The 16180-nt window shown below is 60.2% G+C and carries 16 protein-coding genes and 1 pseudogene; 7 read left to right on the forward strand and 10 right to left on the reverse strand.

What is annotated here, in order from left to right:
* The first annotated feature begins 45 nt into the window (after nt 1–45).
* Nucleotides 46–1650 carry a bifunctional metallophosphatase/5'-nucleotidase gene (locus H4P12_RS02330; protein ID WP_187791983.1) on the forward strand — a complete coding sequence of 535 codons (1605 nt, stop codon included), beginning with the start codon at nt 46–48 and terminating at the stop codon, nt 1648–1650.
* Nucleotides 1651–1747: 97 nt separating this feature from the next.
* Nucleotides 1748–1969: a hypothetical protein gene (locus H4P12_RS02335; RefSeq protein ID WP_187791984.1), complete on the forward strand. Its 222-nt coding sequence runs from the start codon at nt 1748–1750 to the stop codon at nt 1967–1969.
* A 141-nt stretch (nt 1970–2110) separates the two neighbouring features.
* Here H4P12_RS02335 and H4P12_RS02340 read toward each other — a convergent pair whose 3' ends face one another.
* Entirely contained in the window at nt 2111–3094 is a 984-nt protein-coding gene (locus tag H4P12_RS02340) for a GlxA family transcriptional regulator (protein ID WP_343069749.1), read from the reverse strand.
* 168 nt (nt 3095–3262) lie between these two features.
* On the opposite strand from H4P12_RS02340, the gene H4P12_RS02345 reads away from it, so the two are divergent.
* Nucleotides 3263–4669: a class II 3-deoxy-7-phosphoheptulonate synthase gene (locus H4P12_RS02345; protein WP_187791986.1), complete on the forward strand. Its 1407-nt coding sequence runs from the start codon at nt 3263–3265 to the stop codon at nt 4667–4669.
* Nucleotides 4670–4733: 64 nt separating this feature from the next.
* Here the strand turns inward: H4P12_RS02345 and H4P12_RS02350 are convergent, their stop codons facing one another.
* The 5 genes from H4P12_RS02350 to H4P12_RS02370 are packed head-to-tail and all read right to left on the reverse strand — an operon-like array spanning nt 4734 to nt 9270.
* Nucleotides 4734–5606, reverse strand: a complete 873-nt coding sequence (locus H4P12_RS02350; RefSeq protein WP_187791987.1) for a lysophospholipid acyltransferase family protein — start codon at nt 5604–5606, stop codon at nt 4734–4736.
* The gene (locus H4P12_RS02355) at nt 5603–6577 is read right to left on the reverse strand and encodes a DMT family transporter (RefSeq protein ID WP_246448800.1); all 975 of its coding nucleotides are present in this window, start codon (nt 6575–6577) and stop codon (nt 5603–5605) included. The genes H4P12_RS02350 and H4P12_RS02355 overlap by 4 nt, the downstream gene beginning before the upstream one ends.
* A 47-nt stretch (nt 6578–6624) precedes the next feature.
* Nucleotides 6625–7569 carry a tyrosine recombinase gene (locus H4P12_RS02360; protein ID WP_187791988.1) on the reverse strand — a complete coding sequence of 315 codons (945 nt, stop codon included), beginning with the start codon at nt 7567–7569 and terminating at the stop codon, nt 6625–6627.
* The gene (locus tag H4P12_RS02365) at nt 7569–9041 is read right to left on the reverse strand and encodes a hypothetical protein (RefSeq protein ID WP_246448802.1); all 1473 of its coding nucleotides are present in this window, start codon (nt 9039–9041) and stop codon (nt 7569–7571) included. The genes H4P12_RS02360 and H4P12_RS02365 overlap by 1 nt, the downstream gene beginning before the upstream one ends.
* Entirely contained in the window at nt 9034–9270 is a 237-nt protein-coding gene (locus H4P12_RS02370) for a hypothetical protein (RefSeq protein WP_187791989.1), read from the reverse strand. Before H4P12_RS02370 ends, H4P12_RS02365 begins: the two co-directional genes overlap by 8 nt.
* A gap of 72 nt (nt 9271–9342) precedes the next feature.
* On the opposite strand from H4P12_RS02370, the gene H4P12_RS02375 reads away from it, so the two are divergent.
* From H4P12_RS02375 to H4P12_RS02385, 3 genes are all read left to right on the forward strand, one after another.
* Nucleotides 9343–9948 carry a shikimate kinase gene (locus H4P12_RS02375; RefSeq protein WP_187791990.1) on the forward strand — a complete coding sequence of 202 codons (606 nt, stop codon included), beginning with the start codon at nt 9343–9345 and terminating at the stop codon, nt 9946–9948.
* Entirely contained in the window at nt 9945–11069 is a 1125-nt protein-coding gene (gene aroB / locus H4P12_RS02380) for a 3-dehydroquinate synthase (protein WP_187791991.1), read from the forward strand. Before H4P12_RS02375 ends, aroB begins: the two co-directional genes overlap by 4 nt.
* Before the next feature lie 113 nt (nt 11070–11182).
* Nucleotides 11183–11809 (forward strand): TerC family protein, encoded by a 627-nt coding sequence (locus H4P12_RS02385; protein ID WP_187791992.1) that lies wholly within the window; start codon nt 11183–11185, stop codon nt 11807–11809.
* A gap of 61 nt (nt 11810–11870) precedes the next feature.
* Here H4P12_RS02385 and ssb read toward each other — a convergent pair whose 3' ends face one another.
* Nucleotides 11871–12374, reverse strand: a complete 504-nt coding sequence (ssb, locus tag H4P12_RS02390) for a single-stranded DNA-binding protein (protein WP_187791993.1) — start codon at nt 12372–12374, stop codon at nt 11871–11873.
* 237 nt (nt 12375–12611) lie between these two features.
* Here ssb and H4P12_RS02395 point away from each other — a divergent pair, with 237 nt between their 5' ends.
* On the forward strand, nt 12612–13220 hold the full coding sequence (locus tag H4P12_RS02395; protein WP_187791994.1) for a lytic transglycosylase domain-containing protein: 609 nt from the start codon (nt 12612–12614) through the stop codon (nt 13218–13220).
* 165 nt (nt 13221–13385) lie between these two features.
* Here H4P12_RS02395 and H4P12_RS02400 read toward each other — a convergent pair.
* The 3 genes and pseudogenes from H4P12_RS02400 to H4P12_RS02410 all read right to left on the reverse strand — a co-directional run bounded on the left by H4P12_RS02400 (nt 13386) and on the right by H4P12_RS02410 (nt 16105).
* A pseudogene (locus H4P12_RS02400) lies at nt 13386–14674 on the reverse strand (homoserine dehydrogenase).
* A gap of 71 nt (nt 14675–14745) precedes the next feature.
* Complete coding sequence (locus H4P12_RS02405) at nt 14746–15285, reverse strand: hypothetical protein (RefSeq protein WP_187791995.1); 540 nt, start codon at nt 15283–15285, stop codon at nt 14746–14748.
* A 10-nt stretch (nt 15286–15295) separates the two neighbouring features.
* Nucleotides 15296–16105, reverse strand: a complete 810-nt coding sequence (locus tag H4P12_RS02410) for a glycosyl transferase (RefSeq protein WP_187791996.1) — start codon at nt 16103–16105, stop codon at nt 15296–15298.
* Nucleotides 16106–16180: the final 75 nt, after the last annotated feature.

Genomic DNA, 16180 nt, shown 5'->3' on the forward strand with positions numbered 1-16180 from the left:
GCCAACCTGATCGTGGAAATTCATTCGCACATGAAGGGAATCATGATGGCGTTTCGCTTTTTGACCGCAGCCTCTGTCGCGGCGCTTTGCGCGGGTTCGGCACAGGCCGAGATGGTGCTGCATATCCTGCATACCAATGATCTGCACAGCCGGATCGAGCCGATCAACAAATATGACAGCACTTGCGACGAAGAAACACTGGCTGCGGGTGAATGCTTTGGTGGTGTTGCGCGTGTTGCAGCAAAGGTGAAAGAGCTGCGTGACCAGATCACAGCGGATGGTGGCAACGTGCTGGTGCTGGACGCGGGCGACCAATATCAGGGTTCGTTGTTCTATACGACCTACAAGGGTAAGGACGTGGCAGAATTCATGACCGCCATCGGCTATGACGCGATGGCGGTCGGCAACCATGAATTCGATGACGGTCCCGAAGGTCTGGCCGTTCTGACGGACGGCGTCGAGTTTCCGGTAGTCTCTGGTAATCTGGACCTGTCGCAGTCGAATCTGCTGAAAGACAAGGTTGGCGATACGCTGACGTTGGACGTTGGAGGTGAGAAAATCGGCATCGTATCGACCCTGGCGATGGACACGCCGGAAACGGCATCGCCGGGTCCGAATGTGATTTTCACCGACGACGTGGAAAGCCTGAAAGCGGACGTTCAGGAACTGACCGATGCAGGCGTAAACAAGATCATCGCCCTGACCCATGTGGGATACTTGCGTGATCAGGAATATGCCAAGGTTGTTCCAGGCCTGGATGCGATTATCGGGGGGCATTCGCATACCTTGCTAGGCGATATGGAGGGGGCGCAAGGGCCTTATCCCACGATGGTGGCGGGCGTGGATGGTGCCGAAATCCCTGTGGCCACGGCCTATGCCTATTCCAAATATCTTGGCCATCTGACGCTGACCTTTGATGACGATGGAAAGCTGACGAAAGTTGAAGGACAGCCGATCCTGCTGGATAGCTCGGTCCCCGAAGACGAAGCTATCGTGGCCCGGGTCAAGGAAATGGCGGCCCCCATCAATGAATTGCGGGATAAGGTCGTCGCGGAAACAACGGCGCCTATCGACGGGGACCGCGTGAACTGTCGCGCCCGTGAATGCGAGATGGGCGATCTGGTTGCCGACGCGATGCTGCAGCGCGTGGCAGATCAGGGCGTTACGATTGCAATTGCGAATGGCGGGGGGCTGCGGGCCTCGATCGACGCAGGCCCGGTCACGATGGGCGAGATTTATACCGTGCTGCCGTTCCAGAACACGCTTGCGACATTTCAGTTGAAAGGCGCGGATGTGGTTACTGCGCTTGAAAACGGGGCAAGCCAGTATGAGGAAGGTGCTGGTCGTTTCTCGCAGGTGGCTGGTCTGAAATACACAGTCACCCCGGCTGCACCAGCGGGGGCGCGGATCAGCGATGTGCTGGTCAAGAACGGTGAGGAATGGGTGCCCATCGACCCCGAGGCGACCTATGGCGTTGTTTCAAATAACTACATGCGCGGTGGCGGGGATGGCTATGCCATCTTTGCCAGCAATGCGCAGAACGCCTATGATTTCGGGCCTGATCTTGCCGAGGTCCTCGCGGATTATCTGTCCAGCTATGAAGGCAGCTATGCACCTGAAATGGACGGGCGCATCACTGTCGTTGAATAAGCGCGACAACATCGGAAAAGGGCCGCTGCATTGCGGCCCTATTTGTTTATTTGTCCAGCGATAAACCCAGATACACGACATTGGCTTTCTGGACCGAGTGGGTCGCGACAATGATGCATTGGTCAGCGTCAAGGGCGGTGCGCTGCTATCCATGGGCAAGGGGCGGGGCCGCACGGTCAGTGGCCTGCCCATCCCGCCGCGTCTGATCCTGTCGCGCGACACGACCAGCTGGACCCTGACCACCCGTGAAGCCTATAAATCCGCGACCGCAGCGTGGCAGGACGCACGATCGGTAAAGCGTCAGGAGGTGACGGCGTGAGTGGCGTCTGGTCGATCAAGACGGCCACCCACGAACCGTCTGGCGACGGTTTCACAACGTCGATTTCGGCGGAGCGTCCGGGGGCGTAATGACAGCCGGTCATTCCAGTTGATCGCGTTCCGCATTCCAGAATATCGTGCTTCAACGTCCGGCAGAAGCCGCGGCACCTGTTCCACGCTCGCGATAGGGCGTGCCGCCATATTGCGCACGATAGCATTTTGAAAAATGCGATGGGCTGGAAAAGCCCGAGGCGAGCGCGACCTCGATGATCGACATTTCTGTCTGCATCAGCAGATTGCGCGCGCGCGCAAGCCGGGTTTCCATGTAATAACGCTTTGGGCTGCGGTTCAGATAGCGGCGGAACAAACGCTCTAACTGGCGGGTCGACATGCCCGCATCCGATGCAAGTTGTGCGGGGCTGATAGGCTCTTCCAGATTGGCCTCCATCCGCGCGATCACGGTGGCAAGACGCGGGTGGCGCACACCAATCCGCGTCGGGATCGACAGGCGCTGACGATCCTGATCCGTGCGGATCGTCGTGTGCAACATCTGATCGGCAACCTCGGCGGCAAGGGCATCGCCATGCGTTTCGGCGATCAGATGCAACATCAGATCAATCGACGATGTGCCGCCCGCCGCCGTCAGGCGGTTGCCGTCATGCACGAAGACAGAGCGATAAAGATCAATTTCACTGAAGGCTTCGGCGAAGCCATCGTGGTTTTCCCAATGTATCGTCGCCTTGCGGCCGTCCAGCAACCCGGCTTCGGCCAGGATCCATGCACCCGTGCAGACGGCGCCCATCATCGCGCCGCCACGCGACTGCCGGCGCAGCCAGTTCAGAACAGGTTTGTGGGCTTCTTTGGAAATATCGGTCCCGCCACATACGATGACCACATCGCCATGCTCAACCGGGCTTTCCGAATCCAGTCCGCCGTCCAGCAGGATCCGTGTCCCATTCGAGCATGTGGCAGATTCGCCGCCCGGGCCGACCAGCCGCCAGCTGAACAGGTTGCAATTGGCGGACCTGTTGGCCAGCCGCAAAGGCTCGATTGCCGCCGTAAAGGGCAGCATCGTGAAACGATCCAGCAACAGGAACGTAAATCGGCGTGGCTTGGTGGATGGCATTGGTGCTGTCTTCACAAGTCGGTGGTGTTCACACATCAACAGGGATTTTCCGCCGCCGCAAGGGGCAACCATCGTCATAGCGGCGTGCTGATAACGTATGACAAAGCGGACTTTCGCTTGTCTGTCATTGTGCCTATATGGGTTTCAGTTTTCAAAGGAGCGCAAGCCATGACGCAGGAGATCCGCAAGACCGCCACCCCAACCTGGGACAAGGCCGGTTGGCGTAACTATCCGCGCGTCCAGATGCCCGACTATACCGATCAGGCGGCACTGGAGGCGGTTGAAGAACAGCTGCGCCGTTATCCGCCGCTGGTTTTCGCGGGTGAGGCACGCCGTCTGAAGGCACAGCTGGCCGATGTTGCGGCTGGTCGTGCATTCCTGTTGCAGGGCGGCGATTGCGCCGAAAGCTTCAGCGAATTCAGTGCCGACAATATCCGCGACACCTTCAAGGTGATCTTGCAGATGGCTGTTGTCCTGACCTGGGGCGCGCAATTGCCCGTGGTCAAGGTGGGTCGTATGGCCGGGCAATTCGCCAAGCCACGCAGCGCCCCGACGGAAACGGTCGGCGGGGTCGAACTGCCCAGCTACCGTGGTGACATTGTCAACGGGTTTGATTTCACGGCTGATGCCCGCGTGCCCGATCCGCAGCGAATGCTGTCGGCCTACACGCAGTCGGCTGCCTCGCTGAACCTGCTGCGCGCATTCTCGACCGGTGGCTATGCCGACATGCACCGCGTGCAAAGCTGGATCGCCGATTTCGTGGGCGGCCCGGAAGCGGCGAAGTATCGCGACATTGCCGACCGCATTCGCGACGCGATGGCATTCATGCAGGCCGCCGGGGTGAATTCGGATACCGCGCATCAACTGTCCAAGGTCGATTTTTACACCAGCCACGAAGCCTTGTTGCTGGAATATGAAGAGGCTTTGGCCCGTGTCGATACGACCAGTGGTCTGCCGGTTGCAGGTTCGGGTCACATGATCTGGATCGGCGACCGCACCCGTCAGCCTGACGGCGCGCATGTCGAATTTGCACGTGGCGTGCAGAACCCGATTGGTCTGAAGACAGGGCCATCGACCACACCGGACGACCTGAAGGTCTTGATGCAGAAGCTGAACCCCGAAAATGAATCGGGCCGACTGACGCTGATCGCACGCTTTGGCGCGGGCAAGGTGGGTGACAACCTGCCGCGTCTGATCAAGGCGGTTCAGGAAGAGGGTGCGAATGTCGTCTGGTCCTGTGATCCGATGCACGGCAACACGATCAAGGCGGCTTCCGGCTATAAAACCCGTCCGTTCGAATCGGTTCTGCGCGAAGTGCGCGAATTCTTCGATATCCATCGCGCTGAAGGCACCATCCCCGGCGGCGTGCATTTCGAGATGACCGGTCAGGACGTGACCGAATGCACAGGCGGCGTTCGTGCCGTGACGGATGAGGATCTGTCGGACCGTTACCACACTGCCTGCGATCCTCGCCTGAACGCAAGCCAGTCGCTGGAACTGGCCTTCCTGGTGGCCGAGGAGCTGCGTGATCGCCGTGAAGCGACTGCGCAGATTCAAAACGCCCGCGCGATCTGATTGGGCCGGATATAGCGAAAAGGGCGGCCGGGGAAACCCGCGCCGCCCTTTTTCATTGGGTCATCTACTTCCACCGCCTGTGGACCCAGAACCATTGTCCCATGTGGCGGCGGACCAGCATTTCCAGATCGTCGTTCAGCGCCTGCATCATTTCCTGTGGTTCACTGTGCGGGATTGGATCGCCCACGTGGACCTGAAAGCTTAGACCATCGGGCTGGCGGATGGCATGCACAGGCACCAGAAGCGCGTCATATCGCAAGGCCAGTTCGGCAGGTGTCAGAACGGTGCGGCTGGGCAGATCGAAATAGCGCAGTTCGGGGGAATGGCGATCGTATTGATCAAAGCCAAGCGCCAGCCAGCCGCCTCCTTTCAGAAAGCGCAGCATCGAGGTCAGGCCCGCACGGCCACGCGGGAAAAGCGGTTCGGCAATCGCGTGTATGGCGGGGATGTAATGTTGATTGAACGCTTCGTTGTTCATCGGGCGATACAGTGCGCCTACCGGATAGCCGCGACCGGCAAGGGCGGCCCGCATGGCGTCGTAATTGCCGAAATGGGCACAGGCGATGATGACCGGGCGGTGGTTCTCGAATGCCTCTTCCAGTGCGGGCAGGCCCGGACCATCCAGCGGCTCTGTCTGATGGATGCGGCGGGTAAATTCTTCTCCAGAATAAATCTCGGCCACGGATCGACCGGCGTTGTTGGGCACCGCGCGGGTCAGCTCGGTCACCTCGTCCGCGCTCAGGTCTGGACGCGCCAAGGCCAGATTGTCACGCACCCGGCCGCGCCACCCGGCAATCGGGGCAAGAAGGTTCGCAAACAACCAGCCAACTGCGGGAATGCGCTGCTCATAGGGCAGCAGCTTGGCCAGTCGGATCACCGCGAGAAAGGCTGCGTTGCCGATACGGTCCAGAAAAGATGACTTGTCGTCTTGGCTCATTGGTTCTTTCGTGCCGCACGGGCCTCGCGCGACCAGACATACAGGCCCGCTGTCACGATAATAGCAGCACCCAGAATGGTCCAGCGATCCGGTAGCTGGTCAAAGAACAGCCAGCCCCAGAAACCGGCCCAGATCAGGCCGGTATAGCCGAATGGCGCCAATACCCCCGCTTCGGCCTGTGTAAATGCACGGACCAGCAGCCACTGACTAAGTGTGCCGAAAATACCCAGCAATGCAAAGGCCCACAGGTCACCGAGCGCGATCGGTTGCCAATAGAACGGAACGATGCAGGACATGACCAGCGTTCCGATCACCGCCGACCATAGAACCGAAGTCGAGACGGAATCTGCCCGCACCATCCGGGTCAGCAAAGCCCCGGCGGCATAGGTAAAGGCACCGGCCAAAGGCAGCAGCGCCGCTGGCTGAAACACCCCCAAACCGGGCCGGATGATGATCATTGCACCGATCAATGCCGCAGCGATTCCGACGATCCGGCGCAGACCGATTCTTTCGCCCAGGAAAAGCGCCGCGCCCAGGGTGATCAGCACCGGATTGGTGTCCATGATCGCGGTTGATTCCGCCAGCCCGATGAATTGCAGCGATGTGAAGAACAGCCCGACCGAGCCAAGTTGCATTGCCGCCCGGGCCAGTTGCAAGCCGGGTTGCCGTGTGCGCATCAGCGGAAAGATCCGGCTGCGGAAGATCAGCACGAAGATCAGCAGATTGCCAAAGAACCGTGCCCAGATGACCTGTGCCACGGGATAGCTGGCCGTCAGATGTTTCGCCGTTGCATCCATCAACGTAAAGCCGACGATGGCCGCCAACAAAAGCGCGATGCCCGTCGCCTGATCATGACCGGGATGGCGCACATCATCTTTTTTACGGTCCATCAGGGCAAAAGAACGGGCCAGTGCACGCATCTGCTGTCCTTGGCTAAAGGGGGTGGGGCGATCATCGACGGAGAATGCCATCAATTTCCGCATGGATATTTGCTGTGATTTTCAGAAGCTTGTAAAGGTCAGCCCTTGGCCTTGTTGGCCAGCGGGTGATGATTCAACACCAGATCGCGCATCCGTTCATCCAGCACATGCGTATAGATTTCGGTCGTGCCCAGATCGGCGTGGCCCAGCAGGGACTGGATGCTGCGCAGATCGGCGCCGCCTTCCAGCAGATGTGTGGCAAAGGCGTGGCGGATGATATGCGGTGTGACCCGCTTGGGATCGACACCCGCCTGCACCGCCATGTCGTTCAGCAGGCGTCCGAAACTTTGCCGTGGCATATGCCCTGCGGCGCCCGGTGCCGGAAACAGCCAACGTGCGCCATGGCTTGCAATCAGCTTGCCAAGCGGGCTGTCCTTTGGGGCGCTGTCGCGCAGTTGCAGCCAATCCGACAGGGCATTTCTGGCAGCAGGTGTCAGCGGAACCATGCGCTCTTTATTTCCTTTGCCTCGGATCAAAAGCACTGCGGGATTACCGCGTGTCCCGGCGACAGGCAGGCCGACCAGTTCGCTGACCCGCATTCCCGTGGCATAAAGAAGCTCGATCAGGCAGCGGTTGCGGGTTCGCTCGACCTCGCCGCGCCCAACTGTGGGGGCTGTGGTCAGCAGCGCATCGATTTCGTCGTGATCCAACGTCTTTGGCAGTCGTTGCGCCCGGCCGGGGCCGTGAATGCGAATGGCGGGATCATCCTCTCGCCATCCTTCTTCCAACGCAAAACGGGTGAATTGCCGGATCGAGGACAACCGCCGCGCCCGTGTGGCCCGTGACAGGCCCTGCGCATCGCAATGGGTCAGATAGTCCTCGACCAGTTCGCGCGTCAAATCGGACAGCGATGCGCGACGCCCGGACAACCATTCGGACAGATCCTGCAAATCGCGCCCATAGGCCAGCAGGGTGTTTCGCGCGGCCCCGGCTTCGGCCGCCTGCGCATCCAGAAAGGCCGAGATTGCGCGATTGTCCAGCATCACTGATATTCGGGCGACATGACCGGCAGCAGGGAAATCTGCGCCTGCGCAAGGTCCGCATCACCCTTTAGCCCAAGGGCGCGCAACGTGGCAAGGCCGCGACCTGCGCGAGCCAGATCACCGTCCAGCGCGGCATCGACATCGGCCATCGCCGCCAGCAAGACCTCTCCCTTCTGGGTTTCGGGCGCAGTGACTGCCTCGGCTGTCAGCATTTCCGGGGCGGGCACGGGGGTGGCAACCAACAACCCTTGCCACTGACGCAGCCATCTTGTGATTTCCGCTGCGCGACCCTCACCGCTGTCGGGCAGATCCTTGGCAATCATCGCGGCCAGAACGTCGGCCATATTCGCTTGCCGGAATTGATCAAAGGCTGCCGGCAGGGCAACGGCCGGATCATTATTGGCCAGCGCCGCTTCCAGTGTCCGCATGGCACCCGTGCGTTCCCAGACCCCACCGGATGCCGCGGGTTTCTGTTCGGCATAGATCGCGCGCAGATCCGCCGCCGGGATCGAGCCTGCGCGGGCCAGACGTTCGGCCGCCTCCAGCCGCGCTTTCCAACCATTGTTCAGGCGCAGGTCCGAATGGGCGAAAGCGATTGGCAGGGGTGCTGTGGGCAAAGGCTGCCCAATGGCTTCATGAATGCGGAAATCCAGCGGAGAGATGCGGTCGTTGATTTCCAGTTCCTGACCATCATCGACAAAGGCATCATCAAGGAAATGCGTTAGCAAAACGGCCTGTTTCTCTTCGATCAGACCCAAGGCTTCAGCTCCGTGCAGGCTGATCGCAGCGGCTGCCCAATCGCCCGTTTGCGCAAGACAGAAAACACGCGCCGCAAAGCTGGGCGCGATGCCCGGCGTGGTGTTCATGATATCGCAGGCGCGGGCCTCATCCCCCTCCAACAGCGCGATGTCAAACAGACGGCGAAAGATCTCGGGATCGTTCTGGCCCGCCGCAATCAACAGTGCTTGTGCGCGGTTCAGCGCACCCATGTCCAGCAGACGGTCGGCGCGGGCCATGAACAATTGCCCACGCTTGCCAGGGTTCTGCGTCTGAGGCGGAATCAACTGGGTCGTCAGGACACGGTCCAGCAACGCCGTCATGGCCGGCAGACGGGCAGGGGTCCGCAAGATCAGGCCCGTCAGCGTTTCCGGATCGCTGCCCAGCCACAGGTCCGGCGGCAGGCCGGCACGCCGCGCCGTTGAAATGCCGGCGGCATCGGGATCGCCGCCGTCCAGCCGTGTCACCTGCACCGGCCCCACCAAACCGCTTTCCGCAACCGGCTTGATCGACCGGCCACCCGGCACTGTGGGGGGGCGTTCATCGCCGGGACGCCATGCCGATGCCTCGCGCTGCGGACCTCTTACGCTGCCCGATAGCCAATCGCTTGCCGACAGCGGCTCTTGCGCGGCGGCAGGCAGCGAAAAACAGGCAATCAGCATGGCTGAGTGCAGATATGTCCGCAGATCAGTCAAGATTACCGTTGCCGGTCGGTTCTTCACTTGCGGGCGCCGCGCCTTCTGCCGTTGTCGGCGCTTCTGCTTCCGTTGCGACGGCGGGTGAGGTGGCTGCGCTACCAGCGCCGACGGCGATGGGCTGACGCACCTCGGTCCGGGTCGGCTCCATATCGCCAAAATAGGCGTAACCGGCCAGCGCAATCACCGCCAACAGAATCAGCGCCACCAAAACCTTCAAGAGCCGCATCGAATTATGCCTCATTCGCGTGTGTTAAGTCGTTTTTTCACCGGTCTTTTGCCGGTTCGTCCCCGAATATATATGGCAATTCCCGAAAGATCACGCCATTCAGTCAGCCAATCGACAACCGGAGGGGTGATGAGGCAGCGGCTGCGGCGGCATATCGTGCTGATAGGCATGATGGGGGCGGGTAAAACCGCGATCGGGACCGAATTGGCCCGGCGTTTGCACGTTCCTTTCACCGACTCGGATGCCGAAATCGAATCTGCTGCGGCGATGTCAATCTCGGAAATTTTTGCCCGCGATGGCGAGGCATTCTTTCGCAATCGCGAAGCCGAAGTGATTGCCCGCATTCTGGACGGCGCGAACGGGATCATTTCGACCGGCGGCGGGGCGTGGCTGCAAGCCCGCAACCGCGAGGCGATTCGCGCGCGCGGAATGGCAGTCTGGTTGAACTGTGACCTTGAAACCCTGTGGCATCGGGTCAAGATGCGCAGCACCCGACCGCTGTTGCAGACCGCTGACCCCAAGGGCACGCTGGAACGTCTGATGGCCGAACGCTACCCCGTCTATGCCAGGGCCGATCTTGATTTCCCGGCCCTTCCGGGAACGGTCGAGGAGACGACCCTCCGCCTGATCCAGGCCATCCGAAACGCCGATCCAGAACTGATTGTCGAGCCGAAATGACGCAAGCTGCATTGATCCCCGATCCCGTAACCGTTCATGTGCCGTTGGGCGACCGCGCCTATGATGTTCGGATCGGGGCAGGTCTGATCGATCGGGCCGGTCAGGAAATCGCGCCGTTCCTGCGCCGTGCGCGGGTGGCCGTTGTGACGGACGAAACCGTTGCGCCGCTGCATCTGAAACGCCTGCAAGACGCGTTGGCTGCGCAGGGCATCGCGTCAGAAGCGCTGGTCCTGCCCGCAGGGGAAAGCACCAAAAGCTGGCCAAACCTGACCCGCACGGTAGAGTGGCTGTTGGAACAGCGGGTCGAGCGTCGCGACATCGTCGTGGCCTTTGGCGGCGGTGTCATCGGCGATCTGGTTGGCTTTGCCGCCGCGATCTTGCGGCGCGGCGTCCGTTTTGTGCAAATTCCGACAACGTTGCTGGCACAGGTAGACAGCAGCGTCGGCGGCAAGACCGGGATCAACAGCCCGCATGGCAAGAACCTGATCGGCGCGTTCCATCAGCCCACGCTGGTATTGGCCGATATTGCCGTTCTGGACACGTTGTCGCCGCGCGATTTTCTGGCGGGCTACGGAGAGGTTGCCAAATACGGCCTTTTGGGCGACGCCACGTTTTTTGACTGGCTGGAAGAAAACGGGCCGCGCCTGCGCGATGATCTGGCGCTGCGCCAGCAGGCAATCGCCCATTCCGTCGTCATGAAAGTGGGAATTGTCACACGCGATGAGACGGAACAGGGTGAAAGAGCGCTGCTGAACCTTGGCCATACATTCGGGCACGCGCTGGAATCCGCGACGGGTTATTCCGACCGCCTGTTGCATGGTGAAGGCGTGGCCATCGGTTGCGCCCTGGCCTTTGATCTTTCGGCCCGTATGGGCCTGTGCAGTCAGGAAGCGCCCTCACGCGTGCTGGACCATCTGCGCAACATGGGCATGCCGGCCGCGCTGCGCGATATTCCGGGGGATTTGCCGGATAATGAAACGCTGATTGATCTGATGGGGCAGGACAAGAAGGTCGTCGATGGTCACCTGCGTTTCGTTCTGGCGCGCGATATTGGTGCGGCGTTCGTCAGCGACGACGTGCAACGCGATCAGTTAAGCGCGGTTCTGTCGGATTCTCGCTGAACTCCTCTGCGATATTTCGCGGTGGTTAAACTCTGCGACGCCTGTGACCATTCACCCCACCCTTGACCCCGATTGTGCGCCATTCCAACATGGTGTTCCGGACCGGAGGGGCTATGGAAATTTTTACAGCCAACGGCTTGGCTGCTTTGATTCAAGTGATTGGTATTGACCTTGTGCTGGCCGGCGACAACGCTGTTGTCATCGGTCTTGCCGCCGCAGGATTGGCGCCGGAACTGCGCTCACGTGCAATCATGGTCGGGATTCTGGCGGCGACGGTTCTGCGCATCACGCTTGCCCTGATCGCCACGTGGATCATGGATATACCCGGTGTGATCTTTGTGGGGGGTCTATTGCTCTGCTGGGTCTGCTGGAAGATGTGGACAGAGCTACGCCAAGGTCCGCATGAAGATCATGACGCCACCGATGGTGCACGCCCGGTCAGGCGCAAGACCTTTGGTCAGGCCGCTTTGCAGATCGTCATCGCCGATCTGTCAATGTCGCTGGATAACGTGCTGGCCGTCGCGGGCGCCGCACGCGACCATCCGACGGTTCTGGTTGTCGGGCTGATATTCTCGATCGCGATGATGGGCCTTGCCGCCAACTTCATTGCAGGATTGCTGAACCGTCACCGCTGGATCGCATATGTGGGTCTGGCCATTATCGTTTATGTGGCCTTGAGCATGTTGTTCGAGGGCGTGCGCGATTTTGCCCCGATGATCCAAAGCTGGCTGAACAGATAATGTCACCGCAAAAACCCCGACCTTGGCCGGGGCTTTGTCTGGCAAATTCTATTCCTGAAAATCAGAACGGGATTTCATCGTCATAGTCGCTGCGACCACCGCCCGACGAAGAGGATGATGACGCGGGCTGGCCATAATCATCGCCGCCGCCACTGTAACCGCCGCCACTGCCATAGCCGCCCTGATCACGACCCCCGCCGCCACCGCCTTCGCCGCGACCATCCAGCATCTGCAATGTGCCGTTGAAGCCGCGCAGCACTACTTCGGTGGTATAGCGATCCTGGCCGGATTGATCCTGCCATTTGCGGGTTTCCAACTGGCCCTCGACATAGACCTTGCTGCCCTTTTTCAGGAAGCGTTCGACCACATTCACCAAACCTTCGGACATGACCGCGACGGAATGCCATTCCGTCCGCTCACGACGTTCCCCGGAATTGCGATCCTTCCATTGTTCCGACGTGGCAATACGCAGGTTGGCGACTTTGCCGCCATTCTGGAAGGTGCGGATTTCGGGATCACGGCCCAGATTGCCGATCAGAATGACCTTGTTTACGCTGCCTGCCATATCGGGTTCCTTGGTGTTGTCCTGAATTTCCGGTGGTCTATCTCACGCGGTGTTTTGCGGCAAGCAAACAAGATAATTCCTTTCTGTCGGGTTAATGCAGTCGTGTCGGCGGGAACCTGCCGATCGGCGGGTTCATCCAGAGGTCAAAAACCTGCCGCTGGCGAAAGCCGTATTTTTCTGTATAGTCCCGTTAAAAGGAATAAGAACGAGGGCGGGGCGTTGAAGATCATCTCAATCATGAAGGCAGCTTTGTGCGCGACACTGATGACCGGTGTTGCCGTACCAGCCGCCGCCGAAGGGTTGCGTCTGTCCGGCAGTTCATCGAAATCCCGGGCCGAGCAATTTGCACGCCAGACGAGGTTGATGGACTCGAGACTCGCGGGGCAGTATCAGCAATCAGCACGACTGCGGCCGGGCGGTTCCAACCGCAGCGCCGTTGAAATCGCCCTGAACACCGAAGCCATTCCGGCATATCGTGGGCGCCGCAGCGATTTCATCCCGCATGCCCGCGCGGCCGCACGGCGATATGGCATCCCCGAAGATCTGTTTTTGCGTCTGATCCAGCAAGAATCGGGCTGGAACGCGCGCGCGCGCTCGCACAAGGGCGCAACGGGCCTGGCACAGTTGATGCCCGGTACGGCGGCCAAGCTGGGCGTCAATCCACACGATCCGGTGCAGAACCTGAATGGCGGCGCGCGTTACCTGCGAATGATGTATAATCAGTTCGGCAATTGGAGCCTTGCGCTGGCAGCTTATAATGCAGGGCCGGGCGCGGTTCAGAAATATGGTGGCATCCCGCCCTATCGTGAAACGCGCAATTATGTGCGCGTCATCGCAGGCGGTTGACGTCATGGGGGCTTTGCCCCCGCCGCCTGACGGCGCCTCCCCCAGGATATTTGAACACAGAAGATCGGGTCATTGCCCGGTCTTTCTTCTTTGTGAAAATACCCCTGGGGGCGAATTGCATCTTTGGGACGCAAGAGGGGGCGCGAGCCCCCCCTTTTTTGTCCATCAGACTTCTTCGATCCGTAATTCGACCGGATCACTGACCAGCACGCCGGTTTTGGGCAGGGCTTCGATGGCGTGGTCAATGGCTTCCGGTGTGGTTTTGTGGGTCACCACCAGAACCGGCACGCTGTTATCGTCATGATGCCCATATTGGCGCATCCGATCGATCGAAATACCCGCATCGCCCAGGACCGAAGCGACCTTTGCCAATGCGCCCGGTTTGTCCTGCAGCGCCAATCTGATATAATAGGCGGCTGGCACTGCCGTCCGGGCGGGTTGCGCAGATTTCAGATCGTTGGCAGGTTGTCCGAATACCGGCATCCGGATGCCACGTGCGATTTCGACAATGTCGGACATGACGGCACTGGCGGTTGGACCTGCGCCTGCGCCCGCGCCGCGCAAGACGATCTGGCCAACCTGATCGCCCTCGACCACGACCATGTTGGTTCCGCCCGTCAATTGCCCCAAGGGACTGTCTTCGGGGACAAGGCAAGGTGACATCCGCTGTTCCAGCCCGCGCGCGGTCATCTGTGCGACGCCCAGAAGTTTGATGCGATAGCCCATATCGGCGGCACGGCGGATATCGTCGATGCTGACACGTTCGATCCCTTCGATCTCGACTGCGTCGAAATCGACCTGCGTGCCGAAGGCGATCGAGGAAAGGATCGCCAGTTTGTGGCCAGCATCGATACCGCCGACGTCAAGGGTCGGGTCAGCCTCAAGGTAGCCCAGCTGGCGCGCTTCTTCGAACACGGCCGCATAGGGCAGGCCGGCGCCTTCCATGCGGGTCAAGATATAGTTGCAAGTCCCGTTCATCACGCCCATGACGCGCTGGATCTGATTTCCGGCCAGTGATTCCGTCATGGTCTTGATGACGGGAATGCCGCCTGCAACGGCGGCTTCAAAGCGGATCACGCGACCCAACCGTTCCGCCAGGACCGCCAGTTCCTGGCCGTGGATCGCCAGCAACGCCTTGTTCGCGGTGACCACGTCTTTGCCCGCGCGCAATGCAGCTTCATGCTGTCCCTGGCGATGCCTTCGTCGCCACCGACCAGTTCGATATAGACATCGACATCGTCAGCCATAGCGACAGCCATGGGGTCGTCTTCCCACCGGTAGGCCGACAGATCGGCATCGCGGTTTTTCATGCGGTCACGTGCGCTGATCGCGGTAATTTCTACCGGTCGACCGGTTCGTTTGCTGATCAGATCAGCGTGTTTCTGAACGATCTTGACGACACCGATCCCTACGGTGCCCAGCCCGGCGATGCCAAGGCGAAGAGGGGACGACATGGAAGCCTCGTTTCTGTAATGCAGTGGGTGTTAGCGCGGTCAGGGCGGCGTTGCAACGCGTGAAAGCTTGGCTAGCCCCCGGCCTTGTCCGGCGCTTCTTCTTCCCAGCCGGCCCATTCCCCCTCGATCCCTGTGCCGCGCATGATCGACACGACGCGGCGGGCAACGGTCAGGGTCTCATCGCGGATGGCCAGAACATCCCTTGGGTGCATGTCATCCGGATAGCGTTCGCCCTTTGTGTTGATGAAAGTCGGGTGCCAATAGCCTGGCTCTTTTCCCGGTCGCCATGACGCATGACACAACAGGTTTCGCTGATTGCGCAATATCGCCAGTCTTTTCGCCAGGTCTTCTGTCCTGCCCGCCTGCGCCTGACGCATGGCGGCAAGGAAGCTGTCGATCAGGGTGCCAAGCGTGTCGTCGGCGATATCCTCCATCCGCTTTAGCCAGCGGTGCAGGGCCGCGTCATCGGCTGCTTCGCCAAGCCCTTGACGGGTCAGCGAAAAGATGGCGCGTTTCAGCGCCTCTTCCAGAAAGCCAAAACCGGAAACGGCGTGACCAATGGCAATGGCCATTTCATCCGATAATCTGTCAGGGGCGCGGGGCAGGGTCATCGTGTGCTGGCTACTCTTTCCACAGGTCCTTGACCCAAGTGGTTGGCAAAACGTAGTGGCGCAGATGCTTGCCAAGGCTTTCGCGCCGTCCGGCCGAGAATGCGGCCCGAAGATGCTCGGCGGGGCTGCGATGTTCGTCATCCTCGCTCCACCGACCGGCGATGGCGTCGGGTGGGTTCAGGTTGCCGGGGAAAATGACGATCTTGGCGTTCGGCGGAATCCGGGCTTCCTTGACATAGTTCAGCGGGAAATTCGGCACGCAGTGCATCCGGAAATGGGCCAGCCAGCCTTTGGGCCAGAATTTCACGCCGCCCGGTGCGTTGCGGGTCACGAAGCGCTGCTCGTATTTGTAGGTATCCGCCGCGGCCTGCGGGTCGGCGCGGAAAATATCCTGCAAAGGGCGCAGATTGCCAACCTTCATCCGGTAGACCGAGGTTTGGCCCAGCTTTTCAAACGGCGTGTTCGGATTGCGGCCAAGGATGGTGTCCTCTGGATCGCCATAGGTAAAGAAATCATCCAGATTGCCGGTGATGATGACGTCCAGATCCAGAAACAGGACGACGCCCGTCACATCGCCCAGATCGCCCCACAGGCGCGATTTAGGCCATTTGCCACGTGTTCGTTGCGGGGCGTCATAGTGAAACTCTGGCAGGGGGCGCACGGCAACATCAGGATGCAGCCCCGCACCGTCATCGGTAAAGCAGAACAGCCTGAATGGCGGGGTGATATTGCGAGAGATCATCCCGTGCAGGCGGTTGACATATTCGGGACCGAACTTGGTGCCCCATTTGATGCAGATGATCTGCTTGATATCCGACATGATCTTCCGGTGCTCGTGCTTAGCGGAAAGCTGGCACAGCCGCTGTTGAAGGGCAAGGTGAAGCTGAAATGAGCG

The sequence above is a fragment of the Paracoccus amoyensis genome (assembly GCF_014490725.1).
GTDB lineage: Bacteria > Pseudomonadota > Alphaproteobacteria > Rhodobacterales > Rhodobacteraceae > Paracoccus > Paracoccus amoyensis.

What these genes read in the sequence shown, in the direction of transcription:
- H4P12_RS02330 (WP_187791983.1), top strand. Translation starts at nt 46, where the DNA reads ATGGCGTTTCGCTTTTTGACCGCAGCCTCTGTCGCGGCGCTTTGCGCG.
- H4P12_RS02340 (WP_343069749.1), bottom strand. Translation starts at nt 3,094, where the DNA reads ATGCCATCCACCAAGCCACGCCGATTTACGTTCCTGTTGCTGGATCGT.
- H4P12_RS02345 (WP_187791986.1), top strand. Translation starts at nt 3,263, where the DNA reads ATGACGCAGGAGATCCGCAAGACCGCCACCCCAACCTGGGACAAGGCC.
- H4P12_RS02350 (WP_187791987.1), bottom strand. Translation starts at nt 5,606, where the DNA reads ATGAGCCAAGACGACAAGTCATCTTTTCTGGACCGTATCGGCAACGCA.
- H4P12_RS02355 (WP_246448800.1), bottom strand. Translation starts at nt 6,577, where the DNA reads ATGGCATTCTCCGTCGATGATCGCCCCACCCCCTTTAGCCAAGGACAG.
- H4P12_RS02360 (WP_187791988.1), bottom strand. Translation starts at nt 7,569, where the DNA reads ATGCTGGACAATCGCGCAATCTCGGCCTTTCTGGATGCGCAGGCGGCC.
- H4P12_RS02370 (WP_187791989.1), bottom strand. Translation starts at nt 9,270, where the DNA reads ATGCGGCTCTTGAAGGTTTTGGTGGCGCTGATTCTGTTGGCGGTGATT.
- H4P12_RS02375 (WP_187791990.1), top strand. Translation starts at nt 9,343, where the DNA reads ATGGCAATTCCCGAAAGATCACGCCATTCAGTCAGCCAATCGACAACC.
- aroB (WP_187791991.1), top strand. Translation starts at nt 9,945, where the DNA reads ATGACGCAAGCTGCATTGATCCCCGATCCCGTAACCGTTCATGTGCCG.
- H4P12_RS02385 (WP_187791992.1), top strand. Translation starts at nt 11,183, where the DNA reads ATGGAAATTTTTACAGCCAACGGCTTGGCTGCTTTGATTCAAGTGATT.
- ssb (WP_187791993.1), bottom strand. Translation starts at nt 12,374, where the DNA reads ATGGCAGGCAGCGTAAACAAGGTCATTCTGATCGGCAATCTGGGCCGT.
- H4P12_RS02395 (WP_187791994.1), top strand. Translation starts at nt 12,612, where the DNA reads ATGAAGGCAGCTTTGTGCGCGACACTGATGACCGGTGTTGCCGTACCA.
- H4P12_RS02405 (WP_187791995.1), bottom strand. Translation starts at nt 15,285, where the DNA reads ATGACCCTGCCCCGCGCCCCTGACAGATTATCGGATGAAATGGCCATT.
- H4P12_RS02410 (WP_187791996.1), bottom strand. Translation starts at nt 16,105, where the DNA reads ATGTCGGATATCAAGCAGATCATCTGCATCAAATGGGGCACCAAGTTC.